This window comes from Flavobacterium tyrosinilyticum (assembly GCF_023656565.1).
GTDB lineage: Bacteria > Bacteroidota > Bacteroidia > Flavobacteriales > Flavobacteriaceae > Flavobacterium > Flavobacterium tyrosinilyticum.
Genome location: NZ_JAMOKG010000001.1, coordinates 1,440,157 through 1,456,386, shown reverse-complemented (window position 1 = coordinate 1,456,386; position 16,230 = coordinate 1,440,157). Strand labels below are relative to the sequence as shown.

Sequence of the window (16,230 nt, the reverse complement as noted above, 5' to 3'; positions counted from 1 at the left end):
TAAGATTATGAAAACTAAATTATCAGTTATTTTAGCCCTTTTTACCTTTTGTTTTGCAAACGCACAAGAAGATCAAGCTGAAGCTGAAATGAATTCTGCAAAAGGTGTGACTTTTCAACAAGGAGATATGTTTCTTGAAGGTTCTATTAAAATTAGTACAGGCGGTGACGCAGATTACTATGGCTTTAGTCCAAAGTTTGGCTATTTGTTAAATGATAAATTTGCAGTTGGAGCCAAATTAAATTACTCAAGTAATAAAGTAGAAACTACTCAGATAGAAACTAATGTTTTTGGAGTTGGCGCTTTTGCTCGTTATTATTTCTTGGAGTTAGACAAAAAACGTTTTAAAACTTATGCTGAAGTTGGTTTGGGTTATGGAAGAAACAAAACTGAAGCTCCTCTAGTTGGCAGCGATACAGACAATAGCTTAACAGCTGACATCAATGTTGGATTAAATTATTTTGTGACTAAAAATATTGCAGTAACTTTTGTTCTAGCAAATGTTTTGGCTTACAATAGCGTATCTCCAGAAAATGGTCCATCGTCTGATACTTTTCAATTAAACATCAACTTATTTGAAAACATTTTCAATCAACCTCAATTTGGAGTTTTGTATAGATTTTAATTTTTTTTTTGCGATTTAACGATCGAAAAGCTGTTTCAATTTGGAACAGCTTTTTTTTATTTGTCAAAGAATTCTATTAATTCTTGAATTTTCTTAGGACAGAAGTGTTCCGCATATTCCTAATCCAACAATCAGATATAGAGCTCCAATAATAAAACAAACCTTTGCTCCATTGGGACTATTTTTCTTAACTGCAAAACCAATGATCGTCATTAAAATTGGTGGGCCAACCATTATCGCTACAAAAATTGCGACCAAACCACTTAAATTACCTACTTCTAGCGCTGTCATATTCTTATATGTTAGTTCTTAATTCTTCTAATCTATTTACTTTATCATCTCTGTAAAACAAATTCATGGTTTCAAAAGGAATTATTTTATTATCCTTATTGACAATATGTACGCATGATTTTTTTATTGCTCTAACATCAAAATTATAGGCATCAATAAACTGCATAATAATAATTCTAAACAGATTGTCATATCCTAATTCTGGTGCATCAATATTAGGAAGACAGCATAATATCGATTTCAAGTTTTCTTGCGCTACTTCTACAGAATTTCCTGTGCTAAACAAATCTATCATTTTACCCCGAAGCACTTCGTCCTGCTCATAAATAATGGTGTTTTTACTATTATCCAATAAATCATTTGGATTAATATATCGCGTTAACGGGAAAACTTCGTCTCCTAACTTCAACGCATAACCCATTACCAAAGCGTCAGGATTGCAGGGAACTGGAAGTAAATCATCTGAATTGAAAACTGTGGTTTGCTCCAGAATTTTTCTTCTAACTTCTGTTAATGTCATGCGATCTGTTTCTAGGTTAAAGTTCTCCAATCTACCCGCTATTTGAGTCGGCTGAAATGTAACGCCTCTAACGCATTTTTGCTTTAGCGCAAACTCAACGATTTTACCTATTTCATGATCATTTAATCCTTTTTGAAGCGTAACAACCAAAGTGGTAGATAAATTAACTTCATTTAGATTTTCTAAAGCCTGTTTTCTTATTTCGCTTAAATCGGCTCCACGCAATTCTTGCAATACACTATCTTCAAAAGAATCAAACTGAAGATAGATTTCAAAATCTGGAGCATAGCTTTTTAGCCTCTGAACGAATTCTTTGTCTTTTGCAATTTTAATTCCGTTTGTGTTTAGCATTAAATGCTTTATCGGAATCGATTTTGCATAATCTAAAATTTCAAAAAACTCAGGATGTATGGTTGGTTCTCCTCCACTAATCTGTACAACATCTGGTTCTTTTTCGTTTTTAACAACCGTATCGAGCATTGCTTTTATTTCTTCGAGAGTTCTGTGTCTCCCATAACTAGGCGATGAACCAGCATAACAAGTCGGACATGTCAGATTACATCGATCTGTAACCTCAACAACTGTAAGGCAAGAATGCTGTTCATGATCTGGACATAAACCACAATCGTATGGACAGCCATAATGTGTCTTTGTATTAAAAGTATACGGCATCTCAGATGGTTTATTGTAGTTTCGGATATTCTTGTAATACTGAATATCATCCGCAATCAAAACCTTAGAGCTTCCGTGTTCCGGACATCTTTTAAGCATGTAGACATTCTCGTCTTCAAAAACAATTTTAGCATCAATTCTTTTTAAGCATTCTGGACAAAGGCTTAATGTAAAGTCATAATAAGTATATTTTCTAACTGGCATTTTTTACAAATAAATTTAAAATTGTTTTGTTATAATAGAGCAGACAAATCAAACATAAAATCTGAATCGAACTTATTCCAAAAATCAGGAAATAGTTGGGTTTCAGAAATTCTACAAAAAAGCGAAATGCAAAATAGGCAATCATAAAATACTGAAATATAAGTCCGTTTTTTCTATTTCTGTTTTTTAATTTCTTCAGAACAAAAAATAAAATGATCAGAAAAATTAATTCGTACAAGGCAATTGGATGCCTCATAATATTGTCACCAAGATTCATACCTGTAAAAAAGTTCGTTTGTTTTCCATATGTAAACTCATTGGTTCCAGATAAAAAACAGCCTATTCTTCCTATAAAAATTCCTAGAATAATCGGAAAGGTAAATAAGTCCCCCGACGATTCTTTTTCTCCTATAATCTTCTTAGCAATTTCAACGCCTAAAAGTCCGCCAAACAATCCTCCCATAATGGTCTTCGCATTGAAAAGTTCCAAAATTGATCTTGCATCAAGTTGAAAAACAGGATTTTCTAGAAAACCCATAATTCTAGAACCCAAAAAAGCTCCAATTGCAGCTCCCAATATAATAGATAATCTATTGGAAGAAACAATAGTGTCATTGGTTCTTTTTCTCAAAAAAACATAATAACGATATCCTAAAAAAAATGCCAGATATTCTAAAACTAAATGGATATTGATTTCATAACCAAAAATAACTGGCTCAAAAGGAAACTTCATTTTTTACGCTAAGATTTAGTACTATAATTCTGTAAAGATGCGAAAAAATGTTTAAATTCATTTGACTTATAAAGTAAAAGCTGTTCTAGTTTAGAACAGCTTTTTTTATCCTCTTTACTTTTTACATTTGTATCTTTGAATTAGCAAAAGACTTAGAATCTTAGCAACTCAGAACCTTAGAATCTTAAAAAAAATGCTTGACGAAACTCCAAAACGATTTGACCGAATTGTAGCTATTCTTATTCAATTGCAATCTAAAAAGATTGTAAAAGCACAAGAATTAGCCGATCGTTTTGAATGTAGTTTGAGGACAATTTATAGAGATATTAGAACTTTGGAAGCTTCTGGCGTTCCTATTTATAGTGAAGCGGGAGTTGGCTATGCATTGATGGATGGTTATCGGCTACCGCCAGTTATGTTTACGCGCGAAGAAGTAAGCAGTTTTATTGCAGCCGAAAAACTGATGCAGAAATTTACCGATCCTTCTTTGGGAACGCATTACGCATCGGCGATGTACAAACTGAAATCGGTTTTAAGAAGTAACGACAAAGATTATCTTTCGAGCATCGAATCTAGAATTGTAATGCAGGATGCAGAACCCATGTTTAATGATAATTCGCCCAATACTTTAGCAATTCTTTTTGAAGGAATTGCTGAGAAAAAACAAATTCTTTTAACTTATAAAACTTTTGACAAAGAAGAAACTACGCAACGAAATTTAGAACCTGTAGGCGTTTTTCACGATAATAACAATTGGTATTTTCTAGGTTATTGCCATCTTAGAAAAGACTATCGCCAGTTTAGAACCGATAGAATTCAGGAAATAAAAAAAACAGAGCTTGATTTTACAATCGAACATGATTCTCTAGAAACATATTTGACCAAAACTGAAACGATTCCGACAACAAAAGTTCGAATTTTGGTTCAAAAAAAAATAGCACGATACTTAGCCACAGAGAGGAAATACCACGGTTTTATTTCTCAAAAAGAAGTAGGCGACGAAATCGAAATGACATTTATGTCTCATAGTTTGCAAGATGGTTTTCCGAGATGGTTTTTAATGTTTGGAGATTATGCCAAAATCCTAGAACCAGAATCTTTAAAAACTAGAGTTTTAGAATTATTAGAGATCAATAAAAAAAGACTTTTATAAAAAACTCCCAAAGAGAATTTCAGATTCTATCTTTGGGAGTTTTTTTAATTATTGCATAGTCTTAATTACATTATAAAAATTATAATCGGTGTTTGAAGCATCTGTAATTCCGACATTTCTACCGATTGTTACAATCTGGCCTCGATGATAAGTTCCATGATTGATAACTTGGATTAAATATTCGGAAATGGGCAATTCGCACTCAAACCACGGATTTACGATTTTAACTTCTTTCATTAAATCTTCTTCAGATAATGAGTTAATAAGATGTTTCAATTTTGTAGACGAATTAAGCAATCCGGCAAATATTTCTTCTTTCGACAATTCGTTTTCAGGCTTCTTTTCTGCCAAATCATTTTCAGAAATTACCGAAAACCAATATTCTTCCGTAAACCAGATATGATCAAGTGTTTTCATAATAGTAGAAAAGCTCGATGGCACTTCAGCATAAAGCAATTCATCTGATTTCGGCGAAAGCCAATTCACAAATTGTTGATTTACCCACAAATTATAATCCGCGTAATTTGACATTATCTTCTTTAAGCTCATAATCTTAGTTTTAGATTTCTGATATTAAGTTAGCAAAAAATCATTAATTATCTCTCCCAGAAAAACGGTGGTTCGATATTTAAAGCTCTTAAATAAACGTAAGCTTGCCCGCGATGATGCACTTCATTATCAATAAAATATAGAATATTCTGAATTACAGGAAATTCATATTGTCCAAAAAGATTAAAGGTCTCGCTAAAATCTTCAACCGATAATTGTTCCCAATATTTATTGATTTCTGCTGTAGCTTCGTCCCATTTTTCCAAATATTGCGCTTTGAAAATCAAATTGTCTTTTCCTTCTGAAAATGCTTCCGTTTGCTTAGTCACAATTCCTTTTAACCCTGGAACTGCAATAGCCAAAAGTTCATCTACTAATTTTGCAAAAGGACGCATTCCGCCAATTGAAAATTCGAAAAAATCTTTCTCCGGAAAAATCTCAATTAAACGACGTGTAAGTGCTCTGTGTCCTTGCCAGTGTTTTAATAAATCTTCTGAAGTAATAACTTGTGCTTCTAATGTTTTCATGGTTTTAAAGTTTAAATATTTTTAATACTTCAAAAGTAGAATGGGCCGGTGACAACAGTTTGTCAGTAGCAAAAAAATAAATGAATTTTTTTTTACTGCTCACAAACGTAGAGACGCACTGCAGTCCGTCTACACACAGTATGTCTTAAACAATGACTATATACAGGACGTAAGACGCACGGTGCGTCTTTACAGAATAAAAAACTTAGAACCTTAGTATCTCAGAATCTTAGCATCTTTAAAAAAAATCCTTTGTACCTTTGCACCTTAATAACTTTGGAACTTAAGAGAAATGATAGAAGATAAAAATCAGCAGAGAACTAGTATAGCGCAATTAGGCGAATTCGGTTTAATTGAACATTTAACCAAAAACTTTGACGTTACTCAAGAATCTACCTTAAAAAGTATTGGCGATGATGCTGCTGTTCTTGATTTTAAAGACAAAAAAGTAGTAGTTTCTACCGATTTATTAATTGAAGGAGTTCATTTTGATTTGGCTTATATGCCATTGAAGCATTTAGGATACAAAGCGGTTGTGGTAAATGTTTCTGATATTTGTGCGATGAATGCAAAACCGACTCAAATTACAGTTTCGGTTGCGGTTTCTAATCGTTTTCCGCTTGAAGCTTTAGAAGAATTATTTGCAGGAATTACACATGCCGCAAAAGAATATAAAGTTGATGTTATTGGCGGAGATACAACCTCATCTCAAAAAGGATTAATTATCAGCATTACTGCAATTGGTGAAGCTGACGAAAACGAACTGGTTTACAGAAACGGGGCTCAAAAAACAGATTTATTGGTTGTAACGGGTGATATTGGTGCGGCTTATATGGGATTGCAAGTTTTGGAACGCGAAAAACAAGTTTTTCAGGTTAATCCAAACAATCAGCCCGATTTAGATCCTTATACTTATTTGGTAGAACGCCAATTGAAACCTGAGGCACGAAAAGATGTTCGCACCCTACTTCATGCTTTAGACATAAAACCAACAGCAATGATTGATATTTCAGATGGATTATCTTCTGAAATTATTCATATCTGTAAGCAATCAAAAGTGGGTTGTAATTTATATGAAGATAAATTGCCATTAGATCCTCAGTTTATTTCTACTTGCGAAGAATTTAATATCGACAGTACCACAGTTGCTATAAACGGCGGTGAAGATTACGAACTTTTATTTACGATTGATATTAATGATTTTGACAAAATAAAAGGAAATCCGAACTTCTCTGTTATTGGACATATGACGGAGGAAAATGAAGGAATCCACCTTGTAACCCGCGCCAACACAAAAATCGCTTTAAAAGCACGCGGATGGGATGCTTTGAGTGAATAATTTTTAGAAAATTCCAATATTAAAAAATCCAAATTCCAATAATGACTTGAACATTGGAATTTGGATTTTCTATTTCGCTTTTTTTGGAATTTGGAATTTCATTATTCGAATTTGACTTTTAAAAAAGTCCTTTGCTTTTCGCCTCTTTAACCAAATCTTGATCAGAACCACTTTTTATTTTTAGCAAATCCATTAAATGCTTTTTTCTTTTTTCAACGGCATTTAATGAAATCGGAATAACCTGAAGCATTTCATGAATTGAGGTTCCGTTTTCTAGATGAATTAATATCTGTTTATCGTATTGATCGATCTCTATTGCATTATGCGTAGATTGATTCAGCATTTTTACAACCGACTGGCTATAATATTTTTCATTTTTCATTACTTTATCAAAAGCTAGGAGTAATTCGTCAAAAGTAAGGTCATTTTTAATGATCAATCCGTTTGGCTGAATTGTTCTGATAATGGTTTTAATTTTCAGCAATTCGGTATACATCGTCAAAAGAATAATCTTGCACGAAGGCATTTTTTTCAAAAGTAATTTTGCCAGATCTTCACCCGAAAATATCTCTTTTTCTTCGTAAGGAGGCATACTGATATCCAAAAAAGCAATATCAAACTGTGGCGTGCTATTGTTTTCAATTATATCATAACCCGATCTGCAATCATGCGCCTGTGAAATTAAAAACTCATATTGCTTTGGATTATAACGAGTTATAGCATTTTTATAACCTTCAATAATAAACGGATGGTCATCTACTATTAAAATATTCTTTCTAACTAATTGTGGAACTGAGGCTGTTAAATCAAATGTCATTATGCAGGTTATTATTTGGCTCTATTGGGACTTTTATAGTGAGAATTGTTCCTTCTCCTTTGGCAGATTTTATCGTAACTGTACCCTTACATTCTTTCGCACGATATTCTATATTATGCAGACCAATTCCGTTTTTGGTCTTATTGGTATTAAATCCAATTCCGTCATCTTCAATGGTTAAAACCAAATTATTATTTTCGTTTTTAAACGCCACTTTTATAATATCAGCATTGGCATATTTATTACAATTTTGGAGTCCTTCCTGAACAATTCGATACAAATTGATTTTTTCAATATTACTAATTGAATCCCATTTAATATCAGGATCAAAAGTAGTAATCAGCTTCGAACTATACGTATTTCTTTGATCTTCAAACAGTTTTCCTAAAATAGAGACAAAATTATTAATTAATTCTGACTTTTCTCTATTTAAGTCATGCGAAATTTCTCTAATATCCTGCTCTACATTTTTTAGTTCTGTAAGATACTTTTTTCTTTTAAAAACAGCTTCTTCTTCGTCTAGTTTATCCAAACTATCCAAACTTATTCGAATACCAAACATTCGTCCTAAAACGCCATCGTGCAGCTCTTGTGCAACTCTTTTCTTTTCTTTTATTCTTGTAAGCTCAATTTCATTTTGCTGCGAAATCATCAAATTGTAAATATCTTCATTTGCAATCTGTTGCTGCTGTTTAAAAAGCAATTCTCGATTTCGGGCTTGCTGTGTTTTGTAAACATAAAAAAACAGTCCGAGCAATGTACAAATACTAAATACATAAACCAAAGTTTTATTTTTTTCCTGAAGATTGGAATTTTGGTCTTTAATTTCGTTGGTTTCGTATTCAATGCGAGAGAACTTCTCTCCCATTCTTCGTTCTGCTTTTAACAATTTGTCATTTAACTGAATATATTCTTTCGAATATTCCGATGCATTTTTAGGATCAACGACAGCTAACTGTTTTAAGGCTTCAAGTGTGTTTCTTAGTTTATTGGATTTTTTAGAGAGGCTTAAAGCTTCCTGAGAGAGTTTAATTGCCTGAAAAGTATCTTTTTTAATAGCGTAAAATTCAGACAGATGTATTTTATTTAAAATTATTCCCGATGTCAAATTTAAGCTGTCTCTAATCTTCAGCGATGCATAAAATTGTTTTGGAATATCGTCAAATTCATTCATTTTAATTTTTGAGTATGCTAGATTATCTAACAACATGGCATACAACGATGTGCTTTCTTGAAATAAATTCTTTTGTTTGAGCCCTTCAGAAAAATTTTGTTTTGCATTTTTATAATTCTTCATACTTAAATACACAAAACCAATATTATTAAGTGAAGTTGCCTTGAGCTGAAAATCTGACGGAATCGATGGATCTTTTAAAATCGCCAATGCTTTATTATGAAACTCTAAAGCTTTATTATATTCTTCACGCTCATTATACAATACTCCCAACAGATTATAACATTGATAGAGCAGATCGCTTACATTTTTCTGGTCCTTAAGTATTTTCAGCGCTTTAAAAATGGTAATTTCACTTTCAAACAAGTCACTTCCTTTAAACTGAAGATCGGCTTTACTAAAATAGGTTTTAGCTAAATTAATTTTATCATCAATTTGCTTGTATATTTTTTCTGCCTTGAAGTAAACTAAAAAAGCGCTATCTGAAACTGACTTTCGACTATAATAATCTCCAAGATAAGTATACGCTTTTGCTAAATTTATCGAATCGCGACTGTTTAGGGATCTTGTTACAATTAATTTAGAAATGCGGCCATACGACTGTAAATCGTTCATATTATAGTATCGATTGGCCACTTTAAATAAATTTACTTTATTTAAAGAATCATCTTTTTCGCTTAAGATAATTGCTAATGCTTTTTCATTATAATCCTCTTTAAGCTTACGAGATAAATCAATATCGTTTGCCAATGAGAGATAAATAGACAGGCTATCTTTAGAAGGATTTAAATTTTTATAAAGGTTATCTTTCTTGGTACAACCAAATAAAATTAAGAATAGAAGCAATACTATTTGGTTATATTTTTTCAAAAGATTTTGATTTTCATCAAAAATAACAAAAGTATAGATACAAAAAAAGGCTATCAATTCTTGATAGCCTTTTCTTATATTTTTATTTTTTAACTTTTAGTCAAGTTTTCTATTTAAAGTAGATAATTGAGAGTCAGAATTAACCCCACCAATATTTGCAAAATCTGATTTTCTATCTGGAGTTGTTTTTTGTCCTCCATCTATAGGTTGAAAGCTATCACGTTTTCTGTCTGGAGTTGTTTTTTGCCCTCCATCTATTGGAGTAATAATAGTTAATTCTTCACTTGGACGAGCAGAAGCTGTTGGGTTTGCAAAAGAAGTTGCAACTATTACTAATGAGAATAATCCGAATGTTAAAGCTGTTTTTTTCATGACCTGAGGTTTAATGTTTTGTATTATTTTTTTGGAGATGATTCGTTGTTTGTTGCGAATCAGAGTGTAAAACTAATACTGAGGTCGAAAAAAATTTATACGAAAAAATGAGTTTGTGGTAGATCGTACCCAATTGATAGTCAATGGATAGCAAATCAATGTAATCGCCTAATTTTTAGACTTCTAGGTAATTTCCTGCTGCAAAATCGGCAATAATCTGCTCTACATTTCCTCGATAGGTTTTAGAAAAAGGAATCTTCTTAGTGGAGTTTTTTATGTAACAGATTGAGTTTCCGCTATGAATCCTTGAAATGTAATTTCGATTAATTACATAACTGTTATGAATCCGGATAAAAGGATACGTCAAAACACTTTCAAAATGCTTTAAAGTTTTAAACGCTGTAATCATTTCGCCAGTGTTTAAATAAATATCTGTCGAGTTATTATCGGCTTGAAAATAACAAATATCTTCTGCATTTAAATATCGATAATCGCCATATGATTTTATACAAATTGTTAATGGTTTTTGAATGTTTTGCGGAATCGTTATTTGATCTATAACAAGAGAAGAAGGTTCTTCCCTAAACGGAGCAATTTGCGTCCCTAAATTGGCTCTATTTAGTTTTAAAATTGTTTTTAAAAGATCGTTTGATAGAATTGGCTTTAAGAGATAATCAAAAACGCCATATTGAATAGCATCAAAAGCTTTGTCTTTTTGTTTTGTGGTGACAATAATTTTGGGAATCTGCTGCAAAAAACGATGAAGCTCGCTAATAAAAGTCAAAGACAAATGACTCGCAGCATTTTGGGGCTCGATCTCGAGAAAAATCAAAGCCGGCTGGTGCTCTAAAACCAAATTTAAACCGTCTTCAAAATTGGATGCCGATGCCGTAAAAGATAATTCTGAAAAACCTGAAGCGGTTGTTTGAGTCTTCAAAATACTCTCAGCGTCATCATCAATTATAATATACGAATACTTTTTCAATTTCGGTTTTTGTTGGTTTTCTCACTACGCAATCATAATCAAAAAATCGCTTTTATTTGATGTAATGAAGAAAAAAATTGCTCTTGACGGTATTACAAATTTAAAATTACGGATTTAAACATCTTAAACAATTCATTGTTAACACATTAAACCCAAATGTTAATACATAAAGATGAAATGCAAAAAAAGCCGATAAAATACCTGCTTTTTAAAATCAAAAATCCCAAACTCCGTTACGGAATTTGGGATTTCTATACTAAACTGTAAAGATTACATTTTCATTAACCAGTTTTTCATCGAAACTTCGTTTTCGATAATACCTCTTAATTCAGTAATTTTTACACGATCTTGTTTCATTGTATCTCTATGACGAATTGTTACTGTTTCGTCTTCAAGAGTTTGATGATCTACCGTAATACAGAAAGGCGTTCCTAAAGCATCTTGTCTTCTGTAACGACGTCCTACAGCATCTTTTTCATCATAAGCCACATTGAAATCCCATTTCAAATCTTCAATGATTTTTCTTGAAACTTCTGGTAAGCCATCTTTTTTAACCAATGGTAATACTGCTGCTTTAGTTGGCGCTAAAACTGCTGGCAATTTTAAAACTGTTCTTGTAGAACCGTCTTCTAATGTTTCTTCTTTTAATGAAGTGGCAAAAACAGCCAAGAACATACGATCTAAACCAACAGAAGTTTCTACTACGTAAGGAACATAATTTTCGTTTAATTCAGGATCAAAATATTGTAATTTTCTTCCAGAATATTCTTCGTGCGCTTTCAAATCGAAATCGGTACGAGAGTGAATTCCTTCCAATTCTTTAAATCCAAATGGGAAATTAAATTCGATATCTGCTGCTGCGTTTGCGTAGTGCGCTAATTTTTCGTGATCGTGAAAACGGTAATTTTCTTTTCCTAATCCTAAAGATAAATGCCATTTCAAACGCGTTTCTTTCCAGTATTCGTATGATTTCATTTCTTCTCCTGGACGTACAAAAAATTGCATTTCCATTTGTTCAAACTCACGCATACGGAAAATAAATTGTCTTGCTACAATTTCATTTCTAAATGCTTTACCCGTTTGAGCAATTCCAAAAGGAACTTTCATACGCCCCGATTTCTGAACATTTAAGAAGTTCACAAAAATACCTTGAGCCGTTTCTGGACGTAAATACAAATCCATTGCATTTTCTGCAGATGCACCTAATTTTGTTCCAAACATCAAGTTAAATTGTTTTACCTCTGTCCAGTTTTTAGAACCCGTTTCAGGATCAGCAATTTCAAGTTCTTCGATCAAAGCTTTAACATCAGCCAAATCTCCGTTTCCCAAAGAACGACCTAAACGCTCTCTAATTTCTTTTTCTTTAGCCAAATATTCAATTACACGAGCGTTTGTAGTTACAAACTCTTGTTCGTTGAATGCATCGCCAAAACGAGCTTTTGCTTTGTCAATTTCTTTTTGCGCTTTTTGGTGAATTTTTTCAGCATGGTCTTCAACCAAAACGTCAGCTCTATATCTCTTTTTAGAATCTTTATTATCAATTAATGGATCATTGAATGCATCAACGTGGCCAGAAGCTTTCCAAGTTGTTGGATGCATTAATATTGCAGCATCAAGGCCGACAATATTTTCATTCATCTGAACCATTGATTTCCACCAATATTCACGGATATTCTTTTTCAATTCGACACCGTTTTGTGCGTAATCATATACAGCACTTAAACCATCGTAAACTTCGCTTGACGGAAAAATAAATCCGTACTCTTTTGCGTGCGAAACCACATTCTTAAATATATCTTCTTGTTTTGCCATAGTGATGCAAAAATATAAAAACTACCTATATAAAAAAGAAAAATTATGAAGATTGACGTGTTGATTTTGTTACTTTTGTAAATAAAATCTCTCTTTTTGTGATTAATTATCTAATAAATCTGTTTTTCCCTAAAGTCTGTAGCGGATGCCGTGCGCTTTTACTTCAAAATGAAACGGTTTTCTGTACGATTTGCCGACATGAAATGCCTCTTACTCAATATCATTTAGATCCGAAAAATGAGGCCATGAAAAAGTTTTATGGCAAGATCGATATTCAATTTGCCGCTACCTTTTTGTATTTTAATAAAAAGGGAATCGTTCAAGAATTAATTCATAATTTAAAGTACAAAGGCCATCAAGAAATTGGCACTGTGCTAGGAAGCTGGTATGTTGAAGATTTAAAAGAACTTCAATTTGAAACTCCTTTTGATGCTGTTATTCCAGTACCGCTTCATAAAAGAAAATTTAAGGAACGTGGCTATAATCAGGTTACTACTTTTGGAAAAGCAATAGCCTCTGGTTTTGAAATTCCGTTTAAGGAAAATATTTTAATTCGAAAGATATATTCTAAAACACAATCCAAAAAGAATCTTTTGGGAAGATCGGAAAATATCGAAAACATTTTTGATGTCGAATTTACTGAAGCCGATTACAACAAACATTTCTTAATTGTTGATGACGTACTCACAACAGGAGCAACAATTGAAGCTTGCTCGCTAGCTTTATCAAAAATTCCTGGCGTAAAAATCAGTATGATTTGTATGGCGATGGCCCATTAGGCATTTCCAAAAGTTTAGTTCACTAATATCTTCTTCACTACTTTTCTTTCCCCATCTGTAACCGTTAAGAAATAAAGTCCTGAAGGCACATTTGGCAATTGAATGTCTTGGATGAAATATCCTGAACCTTGAAAAGTTCTTTCGTAAACATATTTCCCTACAATATCATTAACATAGACTTTAATCTCGCTTACTGAATCTCTACTAAATTGTACTGTGAAACTTCCTTTATTTGGGTTTGGATAGGCAACAAAGTCAACATTTTCAAAATCATCGTTTCCTAAAGTATAGGTTCTATTACAAATATTTACCGAAGCTGAGTTAATCGTTCCTGTCATCCCCACCTTATCGTCAATAACTCTAAAAGTCCATATACCTTGCGAATTTTCTCCATTAAAAGCACTTAATAAACTTGATGGAATCACGATTTGACTTGTCGTTGTACCGCAGTTTAATGCAGATCCGCTATCATCAAACTGTAAAGCAAAAGTTGATTTTGTATTAGCGCAATTTTTATTGAATAAAGTTACAACTGTTCCTTTCGGGCTTACGATTTCCATAGTCAAATCTGAAAATCTATCATGTGTTACATTTACCGAAACGTTGACATCTGAAATAGATCCAGAAGAAGCGGGCACAGAAACCGTTCTATTCACATAAACATTATCTCCTGTCGAATATCCGCCTCCAAAATTATAAGATGCGCAAGATGTAGAAACTGTGTATCCTACAGCAAAAGGAGTACTGTTGACGGCATAATAAATATTACCAACTGGCTCTATTAAAAGTCGGCAAGTTGTAGAAACCTCAATTTCTGACGGAACTAAGATAGTTTCTGTTCCATCATTTGGAGTATTGCCTGCTAAAACAATTGGGAATGTTGATCCGCCATCTAGAGATAATTTTATATTCACGTTTGACGATCCTGGAAGTGTATTTGTGTTGTTTACGTTCCAAGTTATGGTTTGTGCAGATTCTTTTGCCCATGCGATATCGCCTTCTTTTTGTGAAGTTACGGCAAATGGCCCAGCTGCAGCAGTTACCGTTACAACCATCGCATCTGTATAGGTTTGTCCTTTTCCTTGTACCGCATTGTCTCTTCCCGTAAGGGTAAAATTCATTGTTTTTCCAATAGAAGAAACAGATTCCCAAGTTGTAGTCAGCTGATTATTGAGTGCTGAATTAAGAGCAGGCATATAACGGACTGGCGATGTTGTTGGCGTAAACGATCTAAACATTGGCCCATCTCGTTTTGTTGGAGAAGGGAAACTATTATTTCCAAAAGCCGTAGTTGCACTATCATATTGCTCCCAAGTATAGGTTATCGTATTCCCTTCAGGATCAGAACCGGTTCCTGTTAAAATAAATGGAGTACTAATTGGAATGGTATAATCTGGCCCAGCATTTATAACAGGCGGATTATTATCTACTATAGGTGTTGAAACTGGGCACGTTTTTCCAGCCAAATTATTCTGTATCTGATTGATGCTTGCATAAGAAAAATAAGAGTCAGAATGATCCTGAACATTATAGCCATCTGTTACACCAGCGTATCCCATAATTGTAGAGCCACTTCCCGGTTCGTAGCATGCCCCCAGTCCTTCATTTGCATATGAAAAAGTATGAGTTGCCCCAAGTTGGTGCCCCATTTCGTGAGCAACAAAATCAATGTCAAAATTATCTCCTTCTGGTTTTCCATCTGCTGGAGAGGTATAAGCACTACCCTTTCCAACAGAATTGCTAGGGGTTGGACTGTCGCATACACAGCCAATACAACTGGCAAGTCCGCCTCCTCCAGAACCTCCAAACAAATGGCCAATATCGTAATTAGCTTCACCAATAACGTTAGTCAATGTGGTCTGAACTTCTTTCGGCCAAGTAGGATTATTGAGATCAGCACCTATTCTCGGAATAGAATAAGGATCTGCAGCAGCATCTGTATAAACAACAGCATCATTATTGGCAATTAAAATTAGTTCTACAGCAAGGTCTCTATTAAAAACGCCATTTACGCGAGTTAAAGTAGCATTCATTCCCGCTAATACGCCTTCTTTTGTACCGCCAAAATAGGCTGCGTATTCACCTGTACAAGATAATGCCAATCGAAGTGTTTTAAATTGTTTGGCGCTAGAAGCTGTTTTTGCAGTAGTCGTAGATTTATCATCCGAAATCGAATGGATTGTTTTACAATTCAAAAGCGCTCTTGAATCTGCATTATCTGCCGACTTAAACAAAACATATTCTGATTTGTTATCAGGATTTTGTTCCATATATTCAGTTGGTTTTTCAGTTCTAAAAACCATTGTCTGTATGCCGATTGGAGCAACACTAAAATATACTTTTGCACTTTTATCATCTATTCCGCGACCTTCATAAGATCTAATTTGTGGATATTTTGCCTGTAATCCTGGATCAAAATTAGATGATTCCCAAACTGCAAAACGTTCTAAATTTCCATCAGTATTTGGAATTGTAATTTCTGATGTCGTACTTTTTGCTGTTTTACTCGATGCCGAAACCAGCTTAGAACTAAGAAGATTGGCGTTTAGCTTATAATATAATTTATTAGAACTTGCTCCACCTGCCTTTCTTGAAAGCGATGAAGAAGTTACTTTTTGCCATAAAGCATCCTGTGCATTAGCATTGGCAAAACAAAAAATTAAAAATATATAAAGTAGTTGTTTTTTCATACCCTCAAAATATAATATCAAAATTACTTTAATTAATTTGAAATCATATTATCTATCCGACAATTATTGCTTTTTCGTCGACGAGTTGGCAAATTTTTGCAAAAAGATAGATTATGCG

Annotated in this window: 15 protein-coding genes; 4 read left to right on the top strand and 11 right to left on the bottom strand. The window is 33.3% G+C overall.

The annotated features are described in order from the left end of the window. The first annotated feature begins 7 nt into the window (after positions 1-7). On the top strand, positions 8-625 hold the full coding sequence (locus NCC77_RS06380; RefSeq protein ID WP_250834843.1) for an outer membrane beta-barrel protein: 618 nt from the start codon (positions 8-10) through the stop codon (positions 623-625). A gap of 93 nt (positions 626-718) precedes the next feature. Here NCC77_RS06380 and NCC77_RS06375 read toward each other — a convergent pair whose 3' ends face one another. The 3 genes from NCC77_RS06375 to NCC77_RS06365 are packed head-to-tail and all read right to left on the bottom strand — an operon-like array spanning position 719 to position 3,045. Continuing rightward, the gene (locus tag NCC77_RS06375; RefSeq protein WP_250834842.1) at positions 719-916 is read right to left on the bottom strand and encodes a hypothetical protein; all 198 of its coding nucleotides are present in this window, start codon (positions 914-916) and stop codon (positions 719-721) included. 4 nt (positions 917-920) lie between these two features. After that, on the bottom strand, positions 921-2,312 hold the full coding sequence (locus NCC77_RS06370; RefSeq protein WP_250834841.1) for a radical SAM protein: 1,392 nt from the start codon (positions 2,310-2,312) through the stop codon (positions 921-923). Further along, complete coding sequence (locus NCC77_RS06365) at positions 2,302-3,045, bottom strand: prolipoprotein diacylglyceryl transferase (RefSeq protein WP_250834840.1); 744 nt, start codon at positions 3,043-3,045, stop codon at positions 2,302-2,304. The genes NCC77_RS06370 and NCC77_RS06365 overlap by 11 nt, the downstream gene beginning before the upstream one ends. 193 nt (positions 3,046-3,238) lie before the next feature. Between NCC77_RS06365 and NCC77_RS06360 the strand changes: the two genes are divergently transcribed. Next, the gene (locus tag NCC77_RS06360) at positions 3,239-4,198 is read left to right on the top strand and encodes a helix-turn-helix transcriptional regulator (protein WP_250834839.1); all 960 of its coding nucleotides are present in this window, start codon (positions 3,239-3,241) and stop codon (positions 4,196-4,198) included. A gap of 48 nt (positions 4,199-4,246) precedes the next feature. On the opposite strand, the gene NCC77_RS06355 is transcribed toward NCC77_RS06360, so the two are convergent. Then, the gene (locus NCC77_RS06355) at positions 4,247-4,747 is read right to left on the bottom strand and encodes a DinB family protein (RefSeq protein WP_250834838.1); all 501 of its coding nucleotides are present in this window, start codon (positions 4,745-4,747) and stop codon (positions 4,247-4,249) included. A gap of 47 nt (positions 4,748-4,794) precedes the next feature. Next, on the bottom strand, positions 4,795-5,274 hold the full coding sequence (locus NCC77_RS06350; RefSeq protein WP_250834837.1) for a DinB family protein: 480 nt from the start codon (positions 5,272-5,274) through the stop codon (positions 4,795-4,797). Between the two features lie 292 nt (positions 5,275-5,566). Between NCC77_RS06350 and thiL the strand changes: the two genes are divergently transcribed. Next, positions 5,567-6,613 carry a thiamine-phosphate kinase gene (gene thiL, locus NCC77_RS06345; RefSeq protein ID WP_250834836.1) on the top strand — a complete coding sequence of 349 codons (1,047 nt, stop codon included), beginning with the start codon at positions 5,567-5,569 and terminating at the stop codon, positions 6,611-6,613. A gap of 118 nt (positions 6,614-6,731) precedes the next feature. Here the strand turns inward: thiL and NCC77_RS06340 are convergent, their stop codons facing one another. From NCC77_RS06340 to NCC77_RS06320, 5 genes are all read right to left on the bottom strand, one after another. Beyond that, entirely contained in the window at positions 6,732-7,430 is a 699-nt protein-coding gene (locus tag NCC77_RS06340; RefSeq protein ID WP_250834835.1) for a response regulator, read from the bottom strand. Then, entirely contained in the window at positions 7,420-9,474 is a 2,055-nt protein-coding gene (locus tag NCC77_RS06335; protein WP_250834834.1) for an ATP-binding protein, read from the bottom strand. The genes NCC77_RS06340 and NCC77_RS06335 overlap by 11 nt, the downstream gene beginning before the upstream one ends. Positions 9,475-9,570: 96 nt before the next feature. Beyond that, the gene (locus NCC77_RS06330) at positions 9,571-9,846 is read right to left on the bottom strand and encodes a hypothetical protein (RefSeq protein WP_250834833.1); all 276 of its coding nucleotides are present in this window, start codon (positions 9,844-9,846) and stop codon (positions 9,571-9,573) included. Positions 9,847-10,021: 175 nt separating this feature from the next. Then, positions 10,022-10,831 carry a LytR/AlgR family response regulator transcription factor gene (locus NCC77_RS06325; protein WP_250834832.1) on the bottom strand — a complete coding sequence of 270 codons (810 nt, stop codon included), beginning with the start codon at positions 10,829-10,831 and terminating at the stop codon, positions 10,022-10,024. A gap of 270 nt (positions 10,832-11,101) precedes the next feature. Then, the gene (locus NCC77_RS06320) at positions 11,102-12,643 is read right to left on the bottom strand and encodes a glycine--tRNA ligase (protein WP_250834831.1); all 1,542 of its coding nucleotides are present in this window, start codon (positions 12,641-12,643) and stop codon (positions 11,102-11,104) included. Positions 12,644-12,741: 98 nt separating this feature from the next. On the opposite strand from NCC77_RS06320, the gene NCC77_RS06315 reads away from it, so the two are divergent. Then, positions 12,742-13,422: a ComF family protein gene (locus tag NCC77_RS06315; protein ID WP_250834830.1), complete on the top strand. Its 681-nt coding sequence runs from the start codon at positions 12,742-12,744 to the stop codon at positions 13,420-13,422. Positions 13,423-13,436: 14 nt separating this feature from the next. Here NCC77_RS06315 and NCC77_RS06310 read toward each other — a convergent pair whose 3' ends face one another. Continuing rightward, positions 13,437-16,112 (bottom strand): zinc-dependent metalloprotease, encoded by a 2,676-nt coding sequence (locus NCC77_RS06310; RefSeq protein ID WP_250834829.1) that lies wholly within the window; start codon positions 16,110-16,112, stop codon positions 13,437-13,439. Positions 16,113-16,230 lie beyond the last annotated feature (118 nt).